The organism is Stutzerimonas zhaodongensis (genome assembly GCF_003696365.1).
GTDB lineage: Bacteria > Pseudomonadota > Gammaproteobacteria > Pseudomonadales > Pseudomonadaceae > Stutzerimonas > Stutzerimonas zhaodongensis.
Genome location: NZ_RFFM01000002.1, coordinates 142,018 through 165,923 on the forward strand (window position 1 = coordinate 142,018; position 23,906 = coordinate 165,923).

Below are 23,906 nucleotides of genomic sequence, written 5' to 3' on the forward strand. Positions count from 1 at the left end.
AGAGCTTCTCCTTACTGGATACTTACTGCGCAAGACTTATTTGTTTTGCCGCCCGGTAAGGGTTCGGAAAGTTTGTTCACCCGATAGTCACTTCCCGGCAGCGCCAGGCCAAAGGCCAGGGCTGCCGAGTTCACGTGAGGTGTCGCTCACAAGGAAAGGGAGAAGGACTTTGAACCCACTACCAAGCCGCTTATGGGCAGCACTGTCAGTCATAGCGCTCACCAGCTGCGCCTCTATCGAGCCAGCCCCTACTCCGGGCAGCACCGGTGCGCCGGTCGCTCCTCAGTGGCATGCCCCTGTTGCCCATAACGGCAAGCTCAGTGAGCTGACCGACTGGTGGGAGCAGTTCGACGACCCGCTGATGTTGAGCTTGATCCTCGATGGGCAGCAGGCAAGCGCTACCCTCGCGCAAGCGGTTGCGAATATCGCCGACGCTCAGGCTGCACGCGTCGGTAGCATGGCAGTCCTTCTGCCCACCCTGGATGGAGTCATGGATGCAAGCCGGGGGCGTTCCGAACCGGGTGCCCCGGTTGGATCGTTCTCGTCGGCAGGACTGCAGGCGAGCTGGGAGCTGGACATCTTCGGGGCCAACCGTGCAGCAGCCGGCGCCACACGGGCCGAGCTGGAAGCGAGCATGGCCGGATGGCATGACGCCCGAGTATCTATCGCTGCGGAGATCGCCACCACCTATGTAGAGCTGCGCGCCTGCGAGGCTCAGATCGCGCAAGCCGAACTGGACGTCCGGTCACGTCGTGAAACGGCTCGGTTGACAGAACTCATGGCGAGCAGCGGCTTTCAATCGCCGGCCGAAGCTGATCTGGCACACGCCAGTGCCGCGCAGGGCCAGGTCACTCTTGCCGAGCAAAACGCCCAATGCGAATACCTCATCAAGTCGCTGGTGGCGCTCAGTGCACGTAACGAGACGGAGCTTCGGAAGTCACTTGCCAAGCAGACCGCACGGTTACCCCAGCCGGCAGAGTTTCGCGTCGCCAAGGTGCCCGCCGAGGTGCTCAGCCAACGGCCCGACATCCATGCGGCTGCGCATGATGTGGTGGCCGCCAGTGCCGATTCAGTGGAGGCCCAAGCCCTGCGCTGGCCACGTATCACCCTGAGCGGAAACATCGGCAGTACCCGTATCCCCGAAGGCGGAGTCAGCACTAACGGCACCGTCTGGACCATTGGCCCCGTGGCCGTGACGCTTCCGCTGTTCGACGGTGGCACCCGCAGGGCGAACGCGGAGGCGGCGCAGGTGCGGTACGAGGTGGCAACTGTCGTGTATGCCGCACGCTTGCGCAACGCCATTCGGGAAGTCGAAAACGCCCTCGTCTCGCTGCAGAGCACTGCAACTCGCAGTGATGACGCTCGCCGTGCGGCCGAGGGTTTCACACGCTCTTACCGCGCAGTCGAGTCTGGTTACCGAGCCGGCAACGCCAGTCTCTTCGAGCTTGAGGATGCCCGCCGCAGCATGGTCGCTGCGCAGATAGCACTGATCGAGCTACAGCGCGAGCGTGTCGCCGGCTGGATCACGCTGTACAGAGCGGTCGGGGGCGGTTGGTCCGTCGACCAGCTGGAAGAGATCAGCGGCGCATGACGCCGCGATGAAACCGTTCAAGTACTCGCCCGCCGCCTGCACCGCGGTCATGCCACCCAGCCCTGGACACCGATTCACATGAAAAGAACGACCCGCCAATTGGCTTTCATCCTCATAGGCATCGTTGCCGCCTTCACCGTTGCGATCGGCTTGCTGACTCGCTGGAAACCCGATCAATCACCGCCGAACGAGAAAACAGTGGCCACGGCCAAGCCTGCGCTGACGGTTTCCGTGACTACGCCTCAGCCCATGACACTGCCCGTCCGGATTGCCGCGAACGGCAACATCATGCCTTGGCAGGAGGCCAGTGTCGGTACAGAAGCGGACGGCCTGCGCCTCGCAGAGGTGAATGTCGATGTCGGTGATGTGGTTCAGCGCCATCAGGTGCTCGCCACCTTTGCGGCTGATTCGGTGAACGCAGAACTTGCGCAACGCCACGCCGCGACCGCCGAGGCCGAAGCTGCACTCGCCGAAGCTCAAGCGAACGCACAGCGGGCCCGGCAACTGCAGACCACCGGTGCTTTATCAGCGCAGCAGATCAATCAATACGTCACGGCCGAGCGGACGGCTCAAGCACGGCTGGAGGCCGCTCGCGCCAATGAGCAAACGCAGCAGCTGCGCGTTACCCAGACCCGCGTACTGGCGCCTGATGACGGCGTGATCTCCGCTCGAAGCGCCACCTTGGGTGCGGTGCTTCCCGCTGGCCAGGAACTGTTCAGGCTGATTCGTGGCCGGCGACTCGAATGGCGCGCCGAAGTCGCAGCGTCGGACCTGCCGCGGCTGCAACCCGGCCAGCTTGCTCAGATTCGTTTGACCAACGACCAGGTGGTGGAAGGCAGGTTGCGTATGATCGCCCCGATGGTCGATACGCAGACCCGCAATGGCCTGGTCTATGTGGACCTGCCTCCGGACAGCCCAGCGCGCGCAGGGATGTTCGCGCGAGGTGAGTTCGACGTCGGTACCGATCAGGCAATGACCCTGCCGCAAAGTGCCGTGCTGCTTCGGGACGGCTTCAGCTATGTGCTGCGAGTCGGTAAGGATGCCAAAGTCGCTCAGACCAAGGTTACTGTGGGACGGCGAGTAGGCAAGCACGTCGAGATCACCGGCGGGATCAGTCCGGAAATCCCGGTGGTATTGGCAGGGGGTGGATTCCTCGGAGATGGTGATCTCGTGCGAGTCGTCGAAGAGCTGGCCTCAAGCCGCGACCCGGTAAAGCCCGGCGAAGGCCCAGTGGTGGTCACCCAGCAATCGAGCGGAGGCGCGCAATGAGCCTCAACATCTCGTCGTGGTCGATCCGCAATCCGATACCGGCCGTCTTGCTGTTCATTTTGCTTACGTTTGCAGGGCTGATGGGCTTCGGGATGATGAAGATTCAGGAATTCCCCGATATCGATTTGCCTGTCATCACCGTGACTGTCGAGCTGCCGGGGGCCTCGCCCTCGCAATTGGAAAACGACGTCGCCCGCAAGATTGAGGACTCGCTCGCCACAGTTCAGGGCCTGAAGCACATCAAGAGCACCTTGACTGACGGCACGGCGGATATCGTGGTCGAGTTTCATCTCGAGAAGTCGACACAGGAAGCGCTGGACGACGTCCGGGACGCGGTGGCGCGAGTACGGGCCGACTTGCCGGCCGATCTGCGTGATCCGGTGATCAGAAAAGTGGAAATATCCGGATCCCCGATCCTGACCTTCACCGTCGCCTCGGCGCGCATGGACGAGGAAGCGTTGTCCCGGTTCGTCGACCACGACATCAGCAAGGTTCTACTGGCTGTTCCGGGCGTTGGAGCGGTTTCGCGTGTGGGCGGCGTGACCCGCGAGGTGCGTGTGGCGCTGGATCCGGCGCAGTTGCTCGCGATGAATACCACGGCACTGGATATATCGCGCCAACTACGCCAGGTGCAGCAGGAAGCCGCTGGCGGCCGCGCTTACCTGGGGGGCGGCGAACAGACGGTACGTACCCTCGCAACGGTGCAATCTGCCGAGCAGATCGCCACCCTTGAGATCACCCTGAGTGACGGCCGGCGCGTCAGGCTCGATCAGATCGCCACCATTTCAGATACGGTCGCTGAGCCGCGCTCAGCTGCGCTTCTGGATGGCGAGCCGGTGGTCGGCTTCGAAATCGTGCGGGCGCGCAGCGCCGGAGAGGTGGACGTCGGCGATGGCGTTCGCGCAGCGCTCGATAAGCTCAGGGCCAAGCATCCGCATATCTCCATCACCGAGGCATTCAACTCAGTCGATCTGGTGGTGGAGAATTACAACGGCTCGATGCGCCTCTTGTACGAGGGCGCCGCCCTCGCCGTGCTGGTGGTGTTCTTCTTTCTGCGCGACTGGCGCGCCACCCTGGTCGTCGCTGTGGCGCTGCCACTGTCAGCGATACCGACGTTCGCCGTCATGCACTGGATGGGCTTCACGCTGAACACCGTGACATTGCTGTCCCTGTCGCTGGTGGTCGGCATCCTGGTGGACGATGCCATCGTCGAAATCGAAAACATCGCGCGCCATATGCGCTTGGGCAAGCCGCCGTACCAGGCGGCGATGGAAGCGGCGGACGAAATCGGTCTGGCCGTTGTGGCGACCACCTTCACCCTCATTGCGGTGTTCCTGCCTACGGCGTTCATGAGTGGCACCGTCGGCAAGTTCTTCGTCCAGTTCGGCTGGACGGCGGCCATCGCGGTGTTCTTTTCCCTGCTTGTCGCGCGCATGTTGACGCCGATGATGGCGGCTTATCTGTTGCGCTCGCCGAAGCAGCATGTGGAAAAGCCGGCGAGCTGGTTGGGTGTGTATCTGTCCTGGGCACGCTGGTGCCTGCGCCACAGGGTGCTGACGGTCGCGGCCGCAGCTGCATTCTTTACCGGTGGGCTGATGCTCTCGACGTCCCTGCCTGGCACATTCATCCCACCCGATGATGATTGGCAGACGCAGGTCACGCTTACGCTCGCACCTGGCAGCAAGCTGGACGACACCCTCGCGCTCGCCGAACAAGCACGCCGGCTCATCGAGCAAAACCCGCACGTGAAGATGGTGTATAGCGGGATTGGCGCAAGCAGCGGCGGTGACGGTCCGGGCGAACCGCCTGCGAGCAGCGCAACGGACGTCCGCTCAGCGGTGTTGACGCTCAACATGGCCCACCGCAATGACCGCCCCGGGCTGACCAAACAGCAGATCGAGCGCCAACTGCGCGAAACACTCTCGGTGCTACCCGGCGTACGTGTCCGGGTCGGAATGGGCGGTTCGGACAACTACGTGCTGGTGCTTGCTGGGGAAGATGGTCAGGTACTGGCGCGCCATGCACAGCAAGTGGAGCGAGAGCTACGCGCCCTCCCCGGCGTTGGCGCCGTGACCTCCACCGCAAGCCTGGTGCGTCCCGAGCTGATCGTCCTCACTGATTTCATCCGTGCAGCCGATCTTGGTGTCACCTCCGCCGCCATCGCCGACACGCTGCGCGTCGCTACCATGGGCGATTATGACCAGGAGCTCGCCAAGCTGAGCTTCAGTGAGAGGCAGGTGCCAGTAGTGGTGCGGCTTACAGACGCTGCGCGCGAAGACATTGAGACGCTCAAACGGCTCCCGGTGCCTGGCGCGCGGGGCCCTGTACCGCTTGAGAATGTCGCCACCCTCGAAATCGGCAGCGGGCCCTCCGAAATCTCGCGCTATGACCGCATGCGCAACATCAATATCGAAATTGAGCTGAACGGCGAAGCCCTCGGCGACATCGAGACCGCCGTACTGGCGCTGCCGAGCCTGCAACGTCTTCCTGCGGGAGTTATGCAAACCTCCAGCGGCGATGCCGAGGCGATGGGAGAGCTTGCTACGGGCTTCGGCTTGGCGATGCTGACCGGCGTCCTGTGTATCTACATGGTCCTGGTGCTGCTGTTGAAGGAGTTCATGCAGCCACTGACCATCCTCGCCGCGCCCATGCTTTCGATCCCCGGCGCGTTCGTAGCCCTGTTCTTGACCGGCACCGCGATATCGATGCCGTCGATGATCGGGCTGATCATGCTGATGGGCATTGCGACCAAGAACTCGATCCTGCTGATCGACTACATCATCCTCGCGCGCCGTGACTATGGTTTGTCACGCTGGGACGCGGTTATCGACGCCTGTAGCAAACGTGCGCGCCCCATCATCATGACCACGATCGCCATGGGCGCGGGGATGATGCCGGTCGCCCTGGGCATAGGCGCGGACCCAAGCTTCCGCTCCCCGATGGCCATTGTCGTGATTGGTGGCCTGATCACATCGACCTTCCTAAGCCTGCTGGTGATACCTGTGCTGTTCACCTTTATGGACGACGTCGCGCAGTGGGTAGCGCGCCTGACCCGTAGCTCTGGTGAACGCTCATACGCAGAGCCGGCGGCCAGGTGATAGGCATAGCTGACATTCGCACCGGTGTCGGTCGGCTGAGACGAGGGTTCGCCCATGTAGGCCAGGACGCGGCGGGCGTTACCTACTCCTCCCGGCGTTCCTGGATCGGCAGAACCACCCGTGCATCAGCCCCGCCTGAAAGGACTGCACCGGGGGTTCAAACCCGGCTGCTTCGATCAGAGCCGCGACTTGTGGGGCCGGCAGTATGGCCACGTCCTTGGCATAGGCCGTTCGGGCCCGCTCCAGCATTTGCGGCTCGACGCCAGCCGAGGACATAAGCGTCATCCAGTTGCGTAGCAGGACCTCATACGAAGGCGAGGTTACGTCGGAGGCAAGATCGGCGGTCGCCAGCAGACCACCCGGTTTGAGACGTGATGCGATGGCTTCAAAGAAGGCTGTACGTGCCTGGTGATCGAGCAGGAACTGGGATACCAGAAAACACGTGCCACCGTCGTGGACAGGCTGCAACGGCAGTGTCTCGAGATAACCTTCATGGAAATTGCAGCGCGAGAGGAAGCCACCTTGCGAAGCCCGCTCTCGGCATCGCTCGAGCATCGCGCCGGAAGGGTCCACGGCGGTGAATCGCCAGCCAGGAAAACGATCCGCCAGAAAGGATAATTCTGCGCCAGTACCGACGCCGACACAGAGGATGCTGGCGTCGTCCGGCAGTTCAGAGAAGAAAGATCCGAGCAGCATGTAAAGGGCGTCACGGATGGGCGCCATCCCTGCCCATTGCTGGTCATAACCTTTGGCCTGCTGATCGAACATGGTAGTGAGTTCATCGGGTTGCACAGCGCACCTTCCAGTTAGTAGTTATCGGCTTTACCGCTAATCGCGGCATCAATGCCAGTATTGCAGAGCTGTCAAGCACCCTGGCTTGCCCGCGCGCTGCATACCGTGAGCTGTCCGAAGCTGGGCATCTTGGCAAAGCGTTCGGCCGTCATGCCGTAGCGGTGGGGGATTAACGTATATGGCCGGCTCGCCGCGACCTGCCGTTGACTGCCCTAATCATCCCGGTGCTAGAGTGCCCGCTCGATAGCGGCACAACTCCAACCACATAGCGAGGCCCCCATGCTCAACCATGTAATGGTCGGTTCGAATGATATTGAACGGTCGAAGCGCTTCTACGATGCCGTGCTCGGCGTACTCGGCGCAGGCGAGCCGCTACGCAATGTGGCGCCGTCCGGGCATACCCGCCTGTTCTACCGCCATGATGGCAGCCTGTTTGGTGTCACCGAGCCCATCAACGGTGAGGAAGCAACCGTCGGCAACGGCGGCACGATTGGTTTCAAGTGCAACTCGGCCGAGCAGGTCAAGGCCTTTCACGATGTAGGCGTCGCCCATGGCGGCACCACCTGCGAGGAGCCGCCAGGACTGCGCGAATCCAGCCTCGGCGCGATGCACCTCAGCTATGTGCGCGACCCTGACGGAAACAAGCTGTGCGCCATCTACCGCCCGCAGTAACCTCCCCGCTCTCTCAACTCCGCTCAGCCCATGCGCGGCATTGAAAGCTGAAGCTCATGCGTCGCAGCGCGCCGCGGCGCATGAGGTTTCAAGAGTCGACTACGATTCTCTCCGCGTGCCGCCCCTCGCCTATCAAGGCTTGACGACCATCCCCACTCCACGCCCGCGCGGGTCCGAGCCGGTCTGCAGGCGGGTGCCATCGACGCGTATCGCCTGGATATCACCCATCAGCCAGCCCTGATCCTCCAGCGTGTAGCCCATGGCTTTCAGCTCGTCGGCCACCTTGCCGGTCAAGGGTGCGTGGGCGTCGTAGTAGATGGTGTCCTTCGGCAGGAGCTGATGGTGCACGCGTTGCGCGGCCACGGCTTTTTCCAGCGGCATGTCGAAGTCGTAGACGTTGTTCAGCACCTGGAAGATCGAGGTGAAGATGCGCGAACCGCCCGGTGTACCGAGCACCAGGCTGACCTTGCCGTCACGCGTGACGATGCTCGGGCTCATGGAGGACAGCATGCGCTTGCCTGGCTCGATGGCATTGGCGTCACTGCCGACCACACCGAAGGCATTGGCGACGCCCGGCTTGGCACTGAAGTCGTCCATTTCGTTGTTGAGCAGGAAGCCGGCGCCCTTGACCACCACACCGCTGCCGTAATCCAGGTTGAGGGTGTAGGTGTTGCTGACCGCGTTGCCATCGGCATCGACGATGGAGAAGTGAGTCGTCTGCCTTGGCTCGAGGCCGGGGCGTACTTGTTCGGTTTCGGAGATGGCCGTTGGATTGACCTCGGCCGCGCGCTGCTTCAGGTAATCAGGCGATGTCAGCTTCGTGACCGGTACGTCGGAGTAGTCAGGGTCGCCGAGGTAGTCGGCACGGTCGGCAAACACGCGCTTTTCGATCTCCGCCAGCAAGTGGATGTAACGCGCCGAATTCAGCTCGACACCCTTGAAGTCAGCGGCGCGCTGCTCCTTCATCCCGATCAGCTGCGCCAGAGCGATTCCGCCGGAGCTTGGCAGCGGCGCGGTATAGAGGCTGTTGCCCTGCCAGTCGACACGCATCGGCTCGCGCCATTTGACGCGGTAGGCGGCCAGGTCCTCCTTGCTGATCAGCCCGTCGTCACGCTGCATCTGAGCCACCAGCAGGTCAGCGGTCTTGCCTTTGTAGAAATCATCCGGCCCCTTGTCGGCGATGCGCTCCAGGGTCTCGGCCAGCTCCGCCTGGCGGAAGGTTGAACCTGCCTTCATGGCGCCGAAGTAATCCTCGAAATTGGTCGTACCCTTGAACAGGCCGAGGGCGTCGTCGCGGTACTGGTATTGCTGGTCGGCCACCGTGAAGCCTTCACGGGCATAGCCCACCGCCGGGGTGATGAGCTCGCTCCAGGGCAACTTGCCGAAGCGCTGGTGTGCCTCCCACATGCCCAGCACGGTGCCGGGCACGCCGGAGGCCCTGGCGCCGACCAGGCTCAGGTTCTCGATCACCTCGCCCTTGTCGTCGAGGTACATGGTCTTGCTGGCGGCCTTGGGCGCGACTTCCCGGTAATCCAGAAAGTACGGATTGCCCTCGATGTAGAGCGTCATGAAGCCACCACCGCCGATATTACCCGCCTCGGGGTAGGTGACTGCCAACGTAAAAGCGGTCGCTACCGCGGCATCCACCGCATTGCCACCGGACTTGAGCACCTGCGCGGCCACGTTGGCGCTGTACTCATCGGGGGCTGCGACCGCGCCGCCCTCAAGGCTGGCGGAAAACGCCAGTGGGCCGGTGACGGCAAGCATCAGGGAAAGGGTTGGTCGTGAGATGTGGAGCAGGCGCATGGAGCTCATTCCTTCTTCTTGTGAATTGGCCGATCACGCCCCGGACAAGGGTCAGGCGGGCCAGTTAACAAGGTAGACGAATAACCAGCCCCGCTAGTTGCGGACTCGCTGAGCGATGCGGTCATTTAATCTGGAAATGAAGATGCTTGAGTGCGGCGCACTTTCAAACGCTCAGCCCGATGCAATTCAGAAGGCTGGGGCTGAACGTGATCGATTCAGCTCCAGCACCTTCGGGCATCAGCCTTCGCTTCCGAGACGGCCGGCCTGGCTGAACTCGATCGACCTTACGTTTCCTTGGCTGTCTTCGTAGATCAAGGTGACAGGAACAACACCGGCTTTGTCGCTGGTATCGGTCAGAGAGATGACGCGTTTTATATCGAGTTCCATCCCGTAGTGGTATTCCACAGGTGCGGTCGCTTCAACTTTGAGGTCGCTTTTTGCGAAACCAGAAGTGGCAACCAGACTACTGAGCACGGCTACGCCTATTGATCTGATCATATGGATTCACCTATTGAGTTCCAAGCAAGTTTGTCTGGATGACTGCTTGCGTAGGGAGTATTCAAACAGCCGGCAAACAAATCGGTAAATCGATAGGAACAGTAGTACTAATTGCCGGGCTTGATAATTGACAGACACTATCGAACCGATAGTCCGCACAGGTATAACTGCCCTGCCAATAGTTCTAAATAGGCCCGCAAAGCCAGGCATGGCAATAGCTGCGTTCCGTCATCGATTCTATCGATAACTACTGTTAATGCCTTTTGTTATCGAAACCCCACAACGAATGGCAGCATGACTACCGCTAGATTTTTAGCAGTAATCAATCAAGGAGTTTGCCATGAGAACTTACGCCCTACCCTTTCTAATTGCTTTGGTTTCTTCAGGAAGTGCATTTGCAAGTCAGCCGGCAGATCCTTCAGATAACCAAGTCAGTAATCTCCAAACAAGTGAGGATATTTACCAGATCATTCAAGAAGATAATTCCAAGCGTGCTCCGGAGAAAACGGCGAATGCAGTTGAAGGCGATTCCAAGTCGCTGCAGGAGCGTGAACGCGAGCGCAAAGGCCTCCCTCGTTATTGGAATGGCTAACGGTGCGGCAAACGTTGATGACCTGGCCGGTTACAAGCTACAGCCGGCCAGCCTCGACGGAACGATTGAGCGGGGCTAGGCTCGCCCGCTCCGGTTGCCTATCGCAACTTTGCTTCCGCCTCAATAGAACCGCCTGTGGCGATCCATCTTTCATACATCATCGAGCGACCTCTGCAGCGCTAATGCAGCAACGATGACAATGCCCTGATTGGTTGCGTGAGCCGACAAGCCACGCAGAGGCGGTCGTTTATTCCAACACCCATCATCTCACTTGAGACGGCCTCTACGAGCATTTCCGTTCTCGATGACTCCGAAAACAACCACTCGTTGAACACAAACGGCTCGAACTCCCGCCCCATTAGGCTTCTCTGCATTATCCACAGAACCTGTGGATAACACTGTGCACATATTTGGGATGACTTGCTCAAATGCCCGGCTGACGTGGCCTCGCCACAGATCGGCGAGTTTTTACCCAATTGCAATAACTCAATATAAATCAATGATTTAGAGTTTTACATATTGACGAGCGAAACGCTGGAGGACAGGGCCATCCGATTGTTCGTCCTGATGTGCATAACAATTTCTGTCAACGCCTTTTTAAGAAAAAAAAGCAGCAATAACGCTGGACAAAACAGTTTTTCGGCCTTACTCGATAGCACATTGCCACCGACACCCATCGGCCCTATTCAGTTTTGAGCTTTGGCGACTTCATTGAAGGACTGAGTTCGCCCACCGACTTTGCCGTAGGCGATGGAGAATCAGGATTTCATTCGTCAACGTCACTGCGTTGGAAACTATACCGTTCGGCCCGTTGCCAAAATCTGCGCCAGATGAACGCCTGGTATCGCCCCCTTCCGGACCGAATGTCGTGTTGTCAGCGCCGCCGTCCGCGCCTGAGGAAATTCGATGAGACCTCCAAAAGTTATGCATCACGGCGCCCGAGAAGGCGTCACGGGCTCGTGCCACCAGCTCTGGATGGACGACCACTGCAGCGTTCTGATTGATTGTGGGCAGTTTCAAGGTACGGATGAAAAGACTGGCGACGATCTGTTGGCCCTGGATTTCCCCATCGAGGGCATCAAGGCTCTGATAGTGACCCATGTCCACATCGACCACGTCGGTCGGATCCCTAACCTCCTGGCCTCGGGATTCGAAGGTCCGATACTGTGCAGCGAGCCTTCGGCTCGCCTCCTGCCGATCGTGCTGGAGGATGCGTTCCGCCTCTCCATCAGCCGCGATCAGGAGCAACTGGAGCGCTATCTGAATACGGTCGAGCAGCGGATCATTCCTTTACCTTATGGCAACTGGTTCACCCTGCATGAAGCAGACGACGCGATGTGCAAGGTTCGTCTTCAGCCTGCTGGGCATGTGCTCGGTTCGGCTTACGTCGAGCTGGAGTTCAGCGCGCCGGGCACGGCTGAAAAGCGTGTCGTGTTCAGTGGCGACCTTGGTGCGCCGCACTCGCCGCTTCTGCCTGACCTCGTGCCGCCCGAGCGCGCGGATCTGTTGATCCTGGAAAGCACCTACGGCGATCGCCGCCACGAAGACCGCTCGCATCGCCGCGACCGTCTGCAGGCAGCTATCGAACGTGCGCTTGCTGACCAGGGAACCGTACTCATCCCGTCCTTCAGCATTGGCCGGACGCAGGAACTGCTCTACGAGCTCGAAGAGATTCTTCACGATAAAAACGAATCGACTCAAGCCACTCGCTCCGTCGGTGAACCCAGCGAAGCCGGCAGTGACGGCGCGCCCGATATCGATTGGCCTCAGATCCCTATCATCCTCGATTCGCCTCTGGCTACTCGCTTCACCAAGACCTATACAGAGCTGCAGGGCTTTTGGGATGAAGACGCCCGACACCGCATGGAGGAAGGGAGAAAGCCGCTCGCCTTCAAACAGCTCATTACTGTCGACACCCACGACGAGCACATACGTATCGCCCAGCACCTCACCGACACCGCGCGGCCTGCGATCGTCATTGCCGGCAACGGCATGTGCTCGGGTGGCCGAATCGTCAACTATCTGAAGGCGATGCTTGGTGACTCACGGCATAACGTCGTGTTTGTCGGGTATCAGGGCAAAGGTACGCCAGGGCGAGACATTCAGACGCATGGGCCCGACGGGGGCTATGTCGAACTGGATGGGGAGCGGATTGACATACGCGCCGGAATCGACAGCTTACTCGGCTATTCGGCGCACGCCGACCAGGCTGATCTGGTTGGTTTCGTCACGCGAATGAAGGAGTGGCCCACGGAGATCCGGCTTATCCATGGTGAAGATCAAGCCAAGCGAACGCTGGCTGAAGTGCTCGAGGCGAAATACCAGGAAGCAGGCAAGCAATCGAATGTAGTGATTCCTTGAATGGAGCCCTTGCTGCTGCATGGGGCAACAAGTCAGCGTCGATCGGTGAGTCCGCTGGACCACCGACCGGCCGCGGCATCGATCATCAACTCATTGAGAGAATGGTCAGCCCTAGGCTCTGACGACCATCTTCGAGGTTGTCGATTCGTACTACTTCGGTTAGCGCGTCCAGGCCAGTCAGCTCTGCATGCTCGGAAGGTATCTGAACTCGAATCTTCTCACCCTGCTGGAACGAGCCTGCGACGAGCACCTGCATGCCGGTACTCGAAAGATCATGGCAAACGCCCTGGATGCTCTGACCGCCCTGTGAAAGCGTTATCGGCGCATTCAAATTCATACGAATGAAATCGCGCTTCTCGCTGTAATTCCTTTCTACTTGAAACATCTTTTCGTCCCTAAAGTGAGTATTGAAATCGCCATACGCGCCCTGAATTGGCCTATCAGGCGTGACGTGAGGCGCTCAGCTTGGAACGCATTTGACACGGGAGTTCACTCGGCGACGAAAAAATAACCGATCTGACTCTTGCTGGCCGCAAGCAAGCTCGAAAGGCCTCACGCTTGTACGCCAGCAGCCCGGTTCGGGCTGCTGGCTCGCGAAATGATCGCTCTGAGGTGTGTCGCGAAAGCGGATTAGCGGTTGGGCTGAGGGGTCAGCCTAAGGTACGGCTTCACGGCACGATAACCTTTCGGGAAACGCTGCTTGATCTCTTCTTCGTCCTTGAGCGAAGGCACTATTACCACCTCGTCGCCGTCCTGCCAGTTGGCCGGGGTGGCGACCTTGTGGTTGTCGGTCAGCTGCAGCGAATCGATCACCCGCAGGATCTCGTGGAAGTTGCGCCCGGTGCTCGCCGGGTAGGTGATGGTCAGACGCACCTTCTTGTTCGGATCGATGACGAACAACGAGCGCACCGTCAGGGTGTCGTTGGCATTGGGATGAATCAGGTCGTACAGCTCGGAGACCTTGCGGTCGGCGTCAGCCAGGATCGGGAAGTTGACGCGGGTGTTCTGCGTTTCATTGATATCGTCGATCCACTTGATGTGCGAGTCCACTGGGTCCACGGACAGGGCGATGGCCTTGACGTTGCGCTTGGCGAACTCGTCCTTCAGTTTGGCGGTGAAGCCCAGTTCGGTGGTGCATACCGGGGTGAAGTCGGCGGGGTGCGAGAACAGCACACCCCAGTTGTCACCAAGCCACTCGTGGAAGCGGATGCGGCCTTCGCTGGAGTCTTGTTCGAAGTCGGGGGCGATGTCGCCGAGACGGATGCTCATCGTGTCTTCTCCTTTGCGTGGGTTGCTGCGTTTATCAGGCCAGCCGGCGCTCAGGCGCTCCGGCGACCGTGCTGCTCGATACGGTTCTGCAGGCGGTACAGAAAAGCAAAGCCCTGCTCCCAGCGGTGATGTCCCGACGCGACATTGATATGCCCTGCACCGGACATAATCGCTGTATCGCTGCCCCAATTGCCGCCCATTTCTATGGCACGTGCGGCGCTGGCCGCGTTGTCGTTATCCGATCCGACCAGTTGACTGGCGAAAGGCAATGGCTGGCGCGGTATCGGGGCAAAATTACGCAAGGCTTCCGGGCATCCAATGCGTTCGACATCGGCAGGCGCGACCAACAAAGCGCCGCGGACTTTACCCAGCAGCTCCAGAGGAGCTGCCGCGGCCCAGTGTGCAACGGTGATGCAACCCAGGCTGTGGGCCACGAGGATGACTGGATCAGCACTTGAGGCGATGCTGAGCTCCAGCTCGGAGACCCAACTTTCCCGACGCGGAGTCACCCAATCCTGCTGCTCAACCCTGGCGGTGTTGGGCAACGTGCGGTGCCAATGACTTTGCCAGTGCTCATCAGCCGAGCCTTGCCAGCCTGGAACGATCAGATAACGGATGGATTCATCGCGCATGTCGGCGCACCTCCTGTGATTCATGCCGGCCAGTCTAGATGCTTGCAAACTCCGGTTAAAAGAATAAGAAATTCTTTCTTTATTCTTATTGAGAATATCAATTTTGTAACCTGGTTATTCCTTTAAGATATATAAATGTTCTGAAATATTATTTTTAAGAATAAATCAGTTCCTCCTAATATCCGCTCCACGCCTTGCTGCTGCGGTTTTCCGGCCGTTGCGTAAGGCTTTCACGGAGACGGAAATGACCGCGACCAATCGCAACCCAGAGCTGCAGGACGAAGCCAGCATCCTGCGCGAGATACATAGGGTGTTGAGCGGCCTCAAGTTCGGCTCGGTTGAAATAACCGTGCACAACGGCGAGGTCGTTCAAATCGAGCGCAAAGAAAAGTTTCGCCTGCCGCCTAGCAACAAGAACACCTGACGATTCTAAACCCCGATTTATCAAGCCCGACTGGACCACCGGAGGGCGTGACCATGAGTAGAACCACAGCATGAACACGCACCGGTACTGCAGCTGTCGCCCTCCGCGAATGCGGAGCTAAAAGCCCCGAAAACGAATTCAGTAACAGCCAAAAGCACAATCGATCTGTATTCAGGAGCTGCACCATGTCCATTCGTCGCTTCGCCCTCGCCGCCCTGGCGAGCGCGCTGATCGCCGGCCCTGCACTGGCCGCCGATACCCTGCTCAACGTGTCCTACGATCCGACGCGCGAGCTCTATGTGGAATTCAACGACGCCTTCAACAAGCACTGGCAGGCCCAGGGCCATGAGCCGATCAAGGTCCAGCAGTCCCATGGCGGCTCCGGCAAGCAGGCCCGTGCGGTGATCGACGGCCTGCGCGCCGATGTGGTGACGCTGGCCCTGGCTGGCGATATCGATGAGCTGCATCGCCTCGGCAAGCTGATCCCCGAGGATTGGCAGACCCGCCTGCCGGAAGCCAGCACGCCCTATACCTCGACCATCGTGTTTCTGGTGCGCAAGGGCAATCCGAAGGGCATCAAGGACTGGGACGACCTGGTCAAGCCGGGCGTCGAGGTGATCACGCCAAACCCGAAAACCTCCGGTGGTGCGCGCTGGAATTTCCTCGCCGCCTGGGCCTATGCGCAGCAGAAATACGGCGACGAGCAGCAGGTCCAGGCCTTTGTCGAGAAGCTCTACAAGAACGTGCCCGTACTGGACACCGGTGCCCGCGGCTCGACCGTCACCTTCGTCAACAATGGCATCGGCGACGTGCTGCTGGCCTGGGAGAACGAAGCCTTCCTGGCACTGAAGGAACAGGGCGGCGAAAACTTCGAGATCATCGCGCCGTCGCTGTCGATCCTCGCCGAGCCGCCGGTGGCTGTGGTGGACAAGAACGTCGAGCGCAAGGGCACGCGGGCGGTAGCCGAGGCCTACCTGAACTACCTGTACAGCGAGGAAGGCCAGCGCATCGCGGCGAAGAACTTCTACCGGCCACGCAACGAGGCCGTGGCCGCCGAGTTCAAGGACCAGTTCCCGGCGCTGAAGCTGGTCACCATCGACGGGGATTTTGGTGGCTGGAAGGCCGCACAACCGAAGTTCTTCAATGATGGCGGCCTCTTCGACCAGATCTATCTGACCGAATGAAGCTACTGCGCTTGCTCATGCTGCGTTGAAGACCGGCTCGTGCCTGCTCATTTACAGCCCGTAAACTCCGCGGCCCTCGCCGGTCTTCGCCTTGCCTGAGCTGCGCTCGTGACGCTTCAGCCGAACCTCCTCAATCGGATCGCGATGACCACGGCGGATTCTTTTCCGCCCTGTCGAAGGAATAGTCATGTCCCGCCGAACCTCCCCCGTCATACCCGGCTTCGGGCTGACGCTGGGCTACACCCTGGTGTACCTCAGCCTGTTGGTGCTGATTCCCCTGGGTGCGCTGTTTCTCAAGACCACCGAACTCTCGTGGGCGCAGTTCATCGCCATCGTCAGCGCGCCGCGCGTGCTGGCGGCGCTCAAGCTGAGCTTCGGCACCGCCTTCGCTGCCGCCGTGCTCAATGGCATCATCGGCACGCTGCTGGCCTGGGTGCTGGTGCGCTACCGTTTCCCCGGTCGCAAGATCATCGAGGCGATGATCGACCTGCCCTTCGCCCTGCCGACAGCGGTGGCAGGCATCGCCCTCACCGCGCTATATGCGCCGAACGGGCCGATCGGCCAGTTCGCTACCGACCTGGGCTTCAAGATCGCCTACACCCCACTGGGCATCACCCTGGCGCTGACCTTCGTCACCCTGCCCTTCGTGGTGCGTACCATTCAGCCGGTGCTGGCCGATATCCCTCGGGAAGTCGAAGAAGCCGCGGCCTGCCTTGGCGCCCGGCCGCTGCAGGTTGTTCGCCATGTGCTGCTGCCAGCGCTGCTGCCCGCCTGGCTGACCGGCTTCGCCCTGGCCTTTGCACGCGGCGTCGGCGAGTACGGCTCGGTGATCTTCATCGCCGGCAACATGCCGATGAAGACCGAGATCCTGCCGCTGCTGATCATGGTCAAGCTGGATCAGTACGACTACGCCGGCGCCACGGCCATCGGCGTGCTGATGCTGGTGGTGTCGTTTGTTCTGCTGCTGTTCATCAACCTGCTGCAGCGCCGCATCGCGCATTCCTGAAGAGGCCACCGACATGACTTCCGCCTCCCTATCGGTGACCGCAAACACCACCGCCAATGCCACGCGCCGCGGCAACGCCCTCGGCCGCCGGCTGCTGATCGTCGCCGCCTGGCTGGTCTTCGCGCTGTTCCTCTTGCTGCCCCTGGTGATCGTCGTCAGCGAGGCGCTGAAGCAGGGCTTCGGCACATTTTTCACCGCCATCTTCGAACCCGACGCCCTGGCGGCGCTCAAGCTCACCCTGCTTGCCGTGGGCATCTCGGTGCCGCTCAATCTGGTGTTCGGCGTCGCCGCCGCCTGGTGCGTGAGCAAGTACGAGTTCCGCGGCAAGAGCTTGCTGGTGACCCTGATAGACCTGCCGTTCTCGGTCTCCCCGGTCATCGCCGGCCTGATCTACGTGCTCTTGTTCGGCGCCCAGGGCTATTTCGGCGAGTGGCTGAGTGATCGCGATATCCAGATAATCTTCGCCGTGCCCGGCATCGTCCTGGCGACACTGTTCGTCACCGTGCCCTTCGTTGCCCGCGAGCTGATCCCTCTGATGCAGGAACAGGGCAGCACCGAGGAAGAAGCCGCGCGGCTACTCGGCGCCAGCGGCTGGCAGATGTTCTGGCACATCACCCTGCCGAACATCAAATGGGGCCTGATCTACGGCGTGGTGCTCTGCACCGCGCGGGCGATGGGCGAGTTCGGCGCCGTGTCGGTGGTTTCCGGGCATATCCGCGGGCTGACCAACACCCTGCCGCTGCACGTCGAGATTCTCTACAACGAATACAACCATGTCGCCGCGTTCAGTGTGGCCAGCCTGCTGCTGGCCCTGGCGCTGGTGATCCTGCTGCTCAAGCAGTGGAGCGAGTCGCGTATCGCCCGCCTGCACGCCAACTCCGAGGACTGACCATGTCGATCGAAATCAGCAACATCAACAAGCGCTTCGGCCAGTTCCAGGCATTGAACGCCATCAATCTGCATATCCAGAGCGGCGAGCTGGTCGCCCTGCTCGGCCCGTCCGGCTGCGGCAAGACCAGCCTGCTGCGCATCATCGCCGGGCTGGAAACGCCGGACAGCGGCAACATCGTATTCCATGGCGAGGACGTTTCCAGCCGCGACGTGCGCGACCGCAACGTCGGCTTCGTCTTCCAGCATTACGCGCTGTTCCGCCACATGACGGTTTTCGAGAACGTCGCCTTTGGCCTGCGCATGAAACCGAAAAAGCAGCGCCCGAGCGATGCGGTGATTGCCGAGAAGGTCCATGAACTGCTCGGCCTGGTGCAGCTGGACTGGCTCGCCGATCGCTACCCAGAGCAGCTCTCCGGCGGCCAGCGCCAGCGCATCGCCCTGGCCCGCGCGCTGGCGGTGGAGCCCAAGGTGTTGCTGCTAGACGAGCCGTTCGGTGCGCTGGACGCCAAGGTGCGCAAGGAACTGCGCCGCTGGCTGGCGCGGCTGCACGAGGACGTGCATCTGACCAGCGTGTTTGTCACCCATGATCAGGAAGAGGCGATGGAGGTCGCCGATCGTATTGTGGTGATGAACAAGGGGGTGATCGAGCAGATCGGCACGCCGGCGGAGGTCTACGCCAACCCCGCCAGCGAGTTCGTCTACCACTTCCTCGGCGACGCCAATCGGCTGCAGCTGGACGAACAGCGCAGCCTGCTGTTCCGTCCGCACGAGATTTCCCTGAGCCGCGAAGCGGTGGCCGAGCACTTGGCCGGCGAGGTGCGCGACATCCGCCCGCTCGGCGCGCTGACCCGGGTCACGCTGAACGTCGCAGGGCAGGCCGAGCCGATCGAAGCAGAGGTCCATCGTGACCATGCCAGCCTTATCGATGTACGTCGTGGTGAAGTGCTCTACTTCAAACCCAAGGAGGGCTGTACGACATTTCCTGCCTGACTACCGCATGGCATCGCTTCGAGCGGCGAAATTTCACAAAGGTCAGTCGTTCAGAGATGGCGCAGCAAATAAAGCTGCGCTGCCTCTGGCGAATACATGACATATCGGTAGCATTCACCCGCCGAAACCGCCGAGCGGCCCAGGCCCTTCCAACTCATAAAAAGACCGCTAGCCGCATTTTCGCCCTCATTGAGGGTCAGTGAGCGGCGCTGCGAGCGAGGCACGCCTTGATGACCGATAGCAACCCGTCACCGCTAGAGCAGGCTTCACCAAGTGGTGAATCTGTGAGTCTGTATCAAGCGTTCCTCTTCTGGCTGAAGCTCGGCTTCATCAGCTTTGGTGGCCCGGCCGGCCAGATCTCGATCATGCACCAGGAGCTGGTTGAGCGCCGTCGCTGGATATCCGAACGTCGATTTCTACATGCGCTGAACTATTGCATGTTGCTCCCCGGCCCCGAAGCACAGCAGCTGGCAACCTATATCGGTTGGCTGATGCACCGAACATGGGGTGGCGTGATCGCCGGAGTACTTTTCGTACTTCCGTCGCTGTTCATCCTGATCGCTTTGTCCTGGGCTTATATCGCCTATGGCGATGTGCCTGTGGTGGCCGGCTTGTTCTACGGGATCAAGCCTGCCGTGGCCGCCATCGTGGTGCAGGCGGCCCATCGCATTGGCTCACGTGCGCTGAAGAATGAATGCTTGTGGGCGGTAGCGGCCGCGTCATTCGTGGCCATCTTCGCGCTCAATCTGCCTTTTCCGCTGATCGTATTGGGCGCGGCGGTCATCGGCTTTTTCGGCGGACGTTACGCTCCGCAGAAATTCGCTGTTGGCGGCGGACACGGCGCAACCCAACAATCTTTTGGCCCTGCGCTGATCGATGACGACACCCCCGCACCGGAACATGCACGCTTTCGCTGGCCACGACTGATCGTGCTGGCCGCCATAGGCGTTACGCTCTGGACGGTACCGATAGGCCTGCTGACGGTCCTCTTCGGCTGGGAAAGTACGCTGACACAGATGGCCTGGTTCTTCACCAAGGCGGCGCTACTGACCTTTGGGGGTGCTTATGCTGTGCTGCCCTATGTGTATCAGGGAGCGGTAGGCCACTTTGGCTGGTTGACGCCGGCTCAGATGATAGATGGCCTGGCCCTGGGTGAAACGACACCTGGCCCCCTGATCATGGTGGTGGCCTTCGTAGGCTTCGTCGGTGCTTACGTGCACCAGGTATTCGGCGCGGACCAGGCCTTTCTGGCAGGTGCCGTGGCTGCCAGCCTGGCTACCTGGTTCACCTTTCTGCCGTCGTTTCTGTTCATTCTTGCAGGCGGTCCGCTGGTGGAATCCACTCACAATGAGCTGAAATTCACAGCGCCGCTCACGGCCATCACGGCAGCGGTAGTTGGCGTCATCCTCAACCTGGCACTGTTCTTCGGCTACCACGTGTTATGGCCGCAAGGCTTCAGTGGATACTTCGACTGGCCATCGGCCCTGATCGCACTGGGCGCGGCCGTAGCGCTATTTCGCTACAAGCGCGGCGTCATCCCGGTGCTGGTCGGCTGTGCACTTGCTGGGCTGGCGGTACACCTGCTGCAAGGCTGAGAAGTGCCATTCCGTTGTCGTGGAACGAGCCGACCACGTCGGCAGCACCCTCAGCACCAGCAAAACCCTTCTTGGAAACACGCACTTCGCCGCGCCTTCAGCGCGGCAGTACGGATGCCGTTCGATAATCGCACAGTAAGCGGAATGGCCGATTGATCGGGCAGACGGGAGCCTGCACGATCCATTGCGACACGATCTGCGGTTCCGAGACGGGTACGCCCATCTCTGGCAGCTCGAATATAAAATCAATAAAAAAGGATGACTCGATGCTCAAGCTCCCCAAGACATTGCTCGCCATAGCAGCGCTCGGATCTTTCGTTTTGCATGGAGCGGCCCAGGCTGCTGAGCCGGTGGTCACGTTGAAACTTGCCCACTTCCTACCCGCGCATTCGGTTACCCAGGCGCAATTTCTCGAGCCTTGGGCCAAACGCATCACTGAGCAATCCGACGGTCGTATCCAGTTCCAGTTCTACCCCTCGATGCAGCTCGGTGGCACGCCCCCCCAATTGGTCGACCAGGTCCGTGATGGCGTGGCAGATATCGTTTGGACACTTCCCGGCTACAGCAGTGGCCGCTTTCCGCTTACTGCGGCTTTCGAACTCCCGTTCATGAGCAGTTCCTCTGAAGCCAGCAGCCAGGCCATGTGGGACTTCATCGAGAAACATGGGCAGAAGGAATTCTCCGACATGCATCTGTTGGCGACGCACCTGACCGACGGGGCACTGGTCCATACCGTCGGCAAGCCGATCCATACCCTGAAGGATTTCCGGGGTCAGAAGCTACGCGCCGCCAACCGTACCGCCGCCAAGACCATCGGCCTGCTGGGGGCCACCCCCGTCGCCATGCCAGTCCCGCAGGTTCCCGAATCCTTGTCGAAGGGTGTAGTGGACGGCGCGGTGCTGCCATGGGACGTCGTCCCTGCGCTCAAGCTGCACGAGCTGGTCAAGTACCACACCGAAACCGCCGTGGGCTCTCCCGCCTTGATGCATACCGCCTTGATCGTCGGCATGAACCGCGCGACCTACGAAAAACTGCCCGATGATCTAAAGAAGGTTTTCGACGATAACAGTGGCCGTGAACTCTCCCGGGAAGCTGGGCGCATTTGGGATAACCAGGTTGTCGAGACTGGCCACAAGCTCGCGCAGTCGCGCAACAACGAAATCCACGTGCTGCCCCAGGACGAGCTGGACAAGTGGATGAAAGCCACCGCGCCGGTGAGTAATGACTGGATCAAGGAGGTAGAGCGCAAAGGTTACGAGAACGGCCAAGCGCTGCTCGAGGACGCCCGGCAATTGATTCAGCATTACAACGACCAGCTGTCCCGCTGACCGATAGACAGGCAGTGCTATCCAGTACTGCCCTGGAGATAACCCATGAGCGAACCCGTTGTTCAGGCCGTCCCATCGCCTGCGGATCCCCTTGGCCGATTGCTTGACCTGCTGTCACGCCTGTTGGCCCTGATTGGAGGCCTGCTACTCATGGCGATGACCTTGATGGCCACCTACAGCATCGCCATGCGTGCAGTGTTCGATGAACCACTGCTTGGCGATGTCGAGCTTGTGCAGATGGGTTGTGGCATCGCCATCGTGTTCTTTCTACCGCTATGCCAGCTGCGCCGCGGCAACGTTATCGTCGACGTTTTCACCATGAATGCGCCCCAGCGTGTACGCAACAGCCTTGATGGGCTGGGTGGCCTGCTGATGGCGCTCGCTTCAGCGCTGCTGGCGTGGCGTTCGGCAATCGGCACGACCGATGCCTTCGGAACGGGTGAAGAGTCGATCATCATGGGGTTGCCAATCTGGTGGTCGATGGCCGCGTTCGCCCCTGGTTTTGCATTGCTGGCGCTGGTGGCCCTGTACACCTCCTGGCAGGACTTTCGTGGTGAGGGTAAATCCGCATGAGCAGTGTTGAAATAGGCGGATTGTTCCTCGCCATCCTTCTCGTTCTGCTGGTCGCGCGCATCCCAATTGCGATCGCCATGTTGTTGACCGGCGTAGGCGGCTATGTGGCCATCAGTGGCTGGTCGCCCCTGCTGAGCTATATCAAGACCGTGGCATTCGCGCGCTTCACGGTATATGACCTTTCGGTCATCCCCCTCTTTCTGCTGATGGGCCAGTTCGCCTCGCGCGGCGGCCTGGCGTCAGGTCTGTTTCGAGCAGCAGCGGCGATGATCGGCCATTGGCGCGGTGGCCTGGCCATGTCGGCTGTGGGGTCATGTGCGGCCTTCGGTGCGGTTTGCGGCTCATCCATTGCGACTGCAGCGACCATGGGTCAAGTCGCGCTGCCGGAGTTGAAGAAGTACAACTACTCGGGTTCGCTGGCGGTAGGCTGCCTGGCTGCTGGCGGCACCCTGGGCATCCTGATTCCGCCATCGGTGGTGCTGGTGATCTACGCGATCCTGGCCCAGGAAAACATCTCATCGCTGTTCATGGCTGCATTCATCCCCGGTGTATTGGCGGCCGTCGGCTACATGATCGCTATTGCTGTGTATGTGCGGATGAACCCCGACGCCGGTCCCGCGCTGCCACGCATGACCTGGCGCCAACGCTTCGCCGCACAGAAAGGCGTATGGCCGGTGTTCCTGATTTTCCTGCTCGTACTAGGAGGCATCTACAGCGGCTGGTTCACGCCTACCGAGGCGGCGGCTATCGGCACAGTCGGTACCGGTTTCTTCGCCGTGGTGCTGGGCGGTATGCGTTGGGAAGGTTTCAAGGAGGTGCTCTACGGCACCGCGGTCACCACCGGGATGATCTTCATGATTCTGCTGGGGGCCGACATCATGAACTCCTTCCTCGCCGTCTCACAGCTGCCCGTTGCACTGGCAGAGGCGATAACGAACAGCGGTGTCGGCCCGTTCGTGGTGCTGGCCGGCATTCTGATCCTGTACCTGATCCTCGGCTGTGTGATGGACACCATGTCCATGATCCTGCTGACTATCCCGATCTTCTTCCCGCTGATCATGGGGCTGGATTTCTATGGTCTGGATCAGACCGAGAAGGCCATCTGGTTCGGCATCCTCGCCTTGATGGTGGTTGAGATCGGCATGATCACCCCACCGGTTGGGATGAACGTCTACGTGATCAGCAGCATGGCGCGGGACGTGACTTTGCGTGATGCGTTCCGAGGCGTTGTGCCTTTTCTCATCTCCGACGTGATCCGCGTAGTGATACTGGTGCTGTTCCCGTCGATCACCCTTTGCCTGGTTCGGTGGTTGTCATGACCTCGACCGGCTAACC

At 60.4% G+C, this 23,906-nt stretch carries 21 protein-coding genes; 15 read left to right on the forward strand and 6 right to left on the reverse strand.

Features of this window, described 5'->3' with window-relative positions; genetic code table 11:
* Positions 1-169: 169 nt before the first annotated feature.
* From EA797_RS08965 to EA797_RS08975, 3 genes are all read left to right on the forward strand, one after another.
* Positions 170-1,591, forward strand: coding sequence for an efflux transporter outer membrane subunit (locus EA797_RS08965; protein WP_122164878.1), 1,422 nt, complete (start codon positions 170-172; stop codon positions 1,589-1,591).
* Positions 1,592-1,669: 78 nt separating this feature from the next.
* Positions 1,670-2,860 carry an efflux RND transporter periplasmic adaptor subunit gene (locus tag EA797_RS08970; RefSeq protein WP_122164879.1) on the forward strand — a complete coding sequence of 397 codons (1,191 nt, stop codon included), beginning with the start codon at positions 1,670-1,672 and terminating at the stop codon, positions 2,858-2,860.
* Positions 2,857-5,958 carry an efflux RND transporter permease subunit gene (locus tag EA797_RS08975; protein ID WP_122164880.1) on the forward strand — a complete coding sequence of 1,034 codons (3,102 nt, stop codon included), beginning with the start codon at positions 2,857-2,859 and terminating at the stop codon, positions 5,956-5,958. Before EA797_RS08970 ends, EA797_RS08975 begins: the two co-directional genes overlap by 4 nt.
* Before the next feature lie 78 nt (positions 5,959-6,036).
* On the opposite strand, the gene EA797_RS08980 is transcribed toward EA797_RS08975, so the two are convergent.
* Entirely contained in the window at positions 6,037-6,726 is a 690-nt protein-coding gene (locus EA797_RS08980) for a class I SAM-dependent methyltransferase (RefSeq protein ID WP_305127076.1), read from the reverse strand.
* 303 nt (positions 6,727-7,029) lie between these two features.
* On the opposite strand from EA797_RS08980, the gene EA797_RS08985 reads away from it, so the two are divergent.
* Positions 7,030-7,422, forward strand: a complete 393-nt coding sequence (locus EA797_RS08985; RefSeq protein ID WP_106158052.1) for a VOC family protein — start codon at positions 7,030-7,032, stop codon at positions 7,420-7,422.
* A gap of 132 nt (positions 7,423-7,554) precedes the next feature.
* On the opposite strand, the gene ggt is transcribed toward EA797_RS08985, so the two are convergent.
* Together ggt and EA797_RS08995 are read right to left on the reverse strand one after the other, a co-directional pair.
* The gene (ggt, locus tag EA797_RS08990; RefSeq protein WP_244214111.1) at positions 7,555-9,189 is read right to left on the reverse strand and encodes a gamma-glutamyltransferase; all 1,635 of its coding nucleotides are present in this window, start codon (positions 9,187-9,189) and stop codon (positions 7,555-7,557) included.
* 276 nt (positions 9,190-9,465) lie between these two features.
* Positions 9,466-9,726 carry a DUF2790 domain-containing protein gene (locus tag EA797_RS08995; RefSeq protein ID WP_122164883.1) on the reverse strand — a complete coding sequence of 87 codons (261 nt, stop codon included), beginning with the start codon at positions 9,724-9,726 and terminating at the stop codon, positions 9,466-9,468.
* A gap of 340 nt (positions 9,727-10,066) precedes the next feature.
* On the opposite strand from EA797_RS08995, the gene EA797_RS09000 reads away from it, so the two are divergent.
* Together EA797_RS09000 and EA797_RS09010 are read left to right on the forward strand one after the other, a co-directional pair.
* Positions 10,067-10,318 (forward strand): hypothetical protein, encoded by a 252-nt coding sequence (locus tag EA797_RS09000; RefSeq protein ID WP_147456813.1) that lies wholly within the window; start codon positions 10,067-10,069, stop codon positions 10,316-10,318.
* Between the two features lie 906 nt (positions 10,319-11,224).
* Positions 11,225-12,679 carry an MBL fold metallo-hydrolase gene (locus EA797_RS09010; RefSeq protein ID WP_122164886.1) on the forward strand — a complete coding sequence of 485 codons (1,455 nt, stop codon included), beginning with the start codon at positions 11,225-11,227 and terminating at the stop codon, positions 12,677-12,679.
* An 85-nt stretch (positions 12,680-12,764) separates the two neighbouring features.
* Here the strand turns inward: EA797_RS09010 and EA797_RS09015 are convergent, their stop codons facing one another.
* The 3 genes from EA797_RS09015 to EA797_RS09025 all read right to left on the reverse strand — a co-directional run bounded on the left by EA797_RS09015 (position 12,765) and on the right by EA797_RS09025 (position 14,580).
* Positions 12,765-13,064 carry a PilZ domain-containing protein gene (locus EA797_RS09015; protein WP_122164887.1) on the reverse strand — a complete coding sequence of 100 codons (300 nt, stop codon included), beginning with the start codon at positions 13,062-13,064 and terminating at the stop codon, positions 12,765-12,767.
* A 245-nt stretch (positions 13,065-13,309) separates the two neighbouring features.
* Positions 13,310-13,948 (reverse strand): peroxiredoxin, encoded by a 639-nt coding sequence (locus EA797_RS09020; protein WP_122164888.1) that lies wholly within the window; start codon positions 13,946-13,948, stop codon positions 13,310-13,312.
* A gap of 50 nt (positions 13,949-13,998) precedes the next feature.
* Entirely contained in the window at positions 13,999-14,580 is a 582-nt protein-coding gene (locus EA797_RS09025) for an alpha/beta hydrolase (protein ID WP_122164889.1), read from the reverse strand.
* A gap of 244 nt (positions 14,581-14,824) precedes the next feature.
* On the opposite strand from EA797_RS09025, the gene oscA reads away from it, so the two are divergent.
* From oscA to EA797_RS09070, 9 genes are all read left to right on the forward strand, one after another.
* Positions 14,825-15,004, forward strand: coding sequence for a sulfur starvation response protein OscA (oscA, locus tag EA797_RS09030; protein WP_122164890.1), 180 nt, complete (start codon positions 14,825-14,827; stop codon positions 15,002-15,004).
* 185 nt (positions 15,005-15,189) lie between these two features.
* On the forward strand, positions 15,190-16,188 hold the full coding sequence (locus EA797_RS09035; protein WP_122164891.1) for a sulfate ABC transporter substrate-binding protein: 999 nt from the start codon (positions 15,190-15,192) through the stop codon (positions 16,186-16,188).
* A gap of 187 nt (positions 16,189-16,375) precedes the next feature.
* Positions 16,376-17,194 (forward strand): sulfate ABC transporter permease subunit CysT, encoded by an 819-nt coding sequence (gene cysT, locus EA797_RS09040; RefSeq protein ID WP_122164892.1) that lies wholly within the window; start codon positions 16,376-16,378, stop codon positions 17,192-17,194.
* Positions 17,195-17,207: 13 nt separating this feature from the next.
* A complete protein-coding gene (gene cysW, locus EA797_RS09045) occupies positions 17,208-18,083 on the forward strand; it encodes a sulfate ABC transporter permease subunit CysW (protein WP_122164893.1) in 876 nt (291 codons plus the stop codon).
* A 2-nt stretch (positions 18,084-18,085) separates the two neighbouring features.
* Complete coding sequence (locus tag EA797_RS09050) at positions 18,086-19,075, forward strand: sulfate/molybdate ABC transporter ATP-binding protein (protein ID WP_122164894.1); 990 nt, start codon at positions 18,086-18,088, stop codon at positions 19,073-19,075.
* Positions 19,076-19,305: 230 nt separating this feature from the next.
* Positions 19,306-20,670, forward strand: coding sequence for a chromate efflux transporter (gene chrA / locus EA797_RS09055; RefSeq protein ID WP_122164895.1), 1,365 nt, complete (start codon positions 19,306-19,308; stop codon positions 20,668-20,670).
* Positions 20,671-20,936: 266 nt separating this feature from the next.
* Positions 20,937-21,998 carry a TRAP transporter substrate-binding protein gene (locus EA797_RS09060; protein WP_122164896.1) on the forward strand — a complete coding sequence of 354 codons (1,062 nt, stop codon included), beginning with the start codon at positions 20,937-20,939 and terminating at the stop codon, positions 21,996-21,998.
* Positions 21,999-22,043: 45 nt separating this feature from the next.
* Positions 22,044-22,571, forward strand: a complete 528-nt coding sequence (locus tag EA797_RS09065; RefSeq protein ID WP_122164897.1) for a TRAP transporter small permease — start codon at positions 22,044-22,046, stop codon at positions 22,569-22,571.
* On the forward strand, positions 22,568-23,890 hold the full coding sequence (locus EA797_RS09070; protein ID WP_122164898.1) for a TRAP transporter large permease: 1,323 nt from the start codon (positions 22,568-22,570) through the stop codon (positions 23,888-23,890). Before EA797_RS09065 ends, EA797_RS09070 begins: the two co-directional genes overlap by 4 nt.
* Positions 23,891-23,906 lie beyond the last annotated feature (16 nt).

Excerpts from the sequence above, each read along its gene's own strand:
- EA797_RS08970 (WP_122164879.1), top strand. The coding sequence starts at position 1,670 with ATGAAAAGAACGACCCGCCAATTGGCTTTCATCCTCATAGGCATCGTT.
- EA797_RS08975 (WP_122164880.1), top strand. The coding sequence starts at position 2,857 with ATGAGCCTCAACATCTCGTCGTGGTCGATCCGCAATCCGATACCGGCC.
- EA797_RS08980 (WP_305127076.1), bottom strand. The coding sequence starts at position 6,726 with ATGTTCGATCAGCAGGCCAAAGGTTATGACCAGCAATGGGCAGGGATG.
- EA797_RS08985 (WP_106158052.1), top strand. The coding sequence starts at position 7,030 with ATGCTCAACCATGTAATGGTCGGTTCGAATGATATTGAACGGTCGAAG.
- ggt (WP_244214111.1), bottom strand. The coding sequence starts at position 9,189 with ATGCTTGCCGTCACCGGCCCACTGGCGTTTTCCGCCAGCCTTGAGGGC.
- EA797_RS08995 (WP_122164883.1), bottom strand. The coding sequence starts at position 9,726 with ATGATCAGATCAATAGGCGTAGCCGTGCTCAGTAGTCTGGTTGCCACT.
- EA797_RS09000 (WP_147456813.1), top strand. The coding sequence starts at position 10,067 with ATGAGAACTTACGCCCTACCCTTTCTAATTGCTTTGGTTTCTTCAGGA.
- EA797_RS09010 (WP_122164886.1), top strand. The coding sequence starts at position 11,225 with ATGAGACCTCCAAAAGTTATGCATCACGGCGCCCGAGAAGGCGTCACG.
- EA797_RS09015 (WP_122164887.1), bottom strand. The coding sequence starts at position 13,064 with ATGTTTCAAGTAGAAAGGAATTACAGCGAGAAGCGCGATTTCATTCGT.
- EA797_RS09020 (WP_122164888.1), bottom strand. The coding sequence starts at position 13,948 with ATGAGCATCCGTCTCGGCGACATCGCCCCCGACTTCGAACAAGACTCC.
- EA797_RS09025 (WP_122164889.1), bottom strand. The coding sequence starts at position 14,580 with ATGCGCGATGAATCCATCCGTTATCTGATCGTTCCAGGCTGGCAAGGC.
- oscA (WP_122164890.1), top strand. The coding sequence starts at position 14,825 with ATGACCGCGACCAATCGCAACCCAGAGCTGCAGGACGAAGCCAGCATC.
- EA797_RS09035 (WP_122164891.1), top strand. The coding sequence starts at position 15,190 with ATGTCCATTCGTCGCTTCGCCCTCGCCGCCCTGGCGAGCGCGCTGATC.
- cysT (WP_122164892.1), top strand. The coding sequence starts at position 16,376 with ATGTCCCGCCGAACCTCCCCCGTCATACCCGGCTTCGGGCTGACGCTG.
- cysW (WP_122164893.1), top strand. The coding sequence starts at position 17,208 with ATGACTTCCGCCTCCCTATCGGTGACCGCAAACACCACCGCCAATGCC.
- EA797_RS09050 (WP_122164894.1), top strand. The coding sequence starts at position 18,086 with ATGTCGATCGAAATCAGCAACATCAACAAGCGCTTCGGCCAGTTCCAG.
- chrA (WP_122164895.1), top strand. The coding sequence starts at position 19,306 with ATGACCGATAGCAACCCGTCACCGCTAGAGCAGGCTTCACCAAGTGGT.
- EA797_RS09060 (WP_122164896.1), top strand. The coding sequence starts at position 20,937 with ATGCTCAAGCTCCCCAAGACATTGCTCGCCATAGCAGCGCTCGGATCT.
- EA797_RS09065 (WP_122164897.1), top strand. The coding sequence starts at position 22,044 with ATGAGCGAACCCGTTGTTCAGGCCGTCCCATCGCCTGCGGATCCCCTT.
- EA797_RS09070 (WP_122164898.1), top strand. The coding sequence starts at position 22,568 with ATGAGCAGTGTTGAAATAGGCGGATTGTTCCTCGCCATCCTTCTCGTT.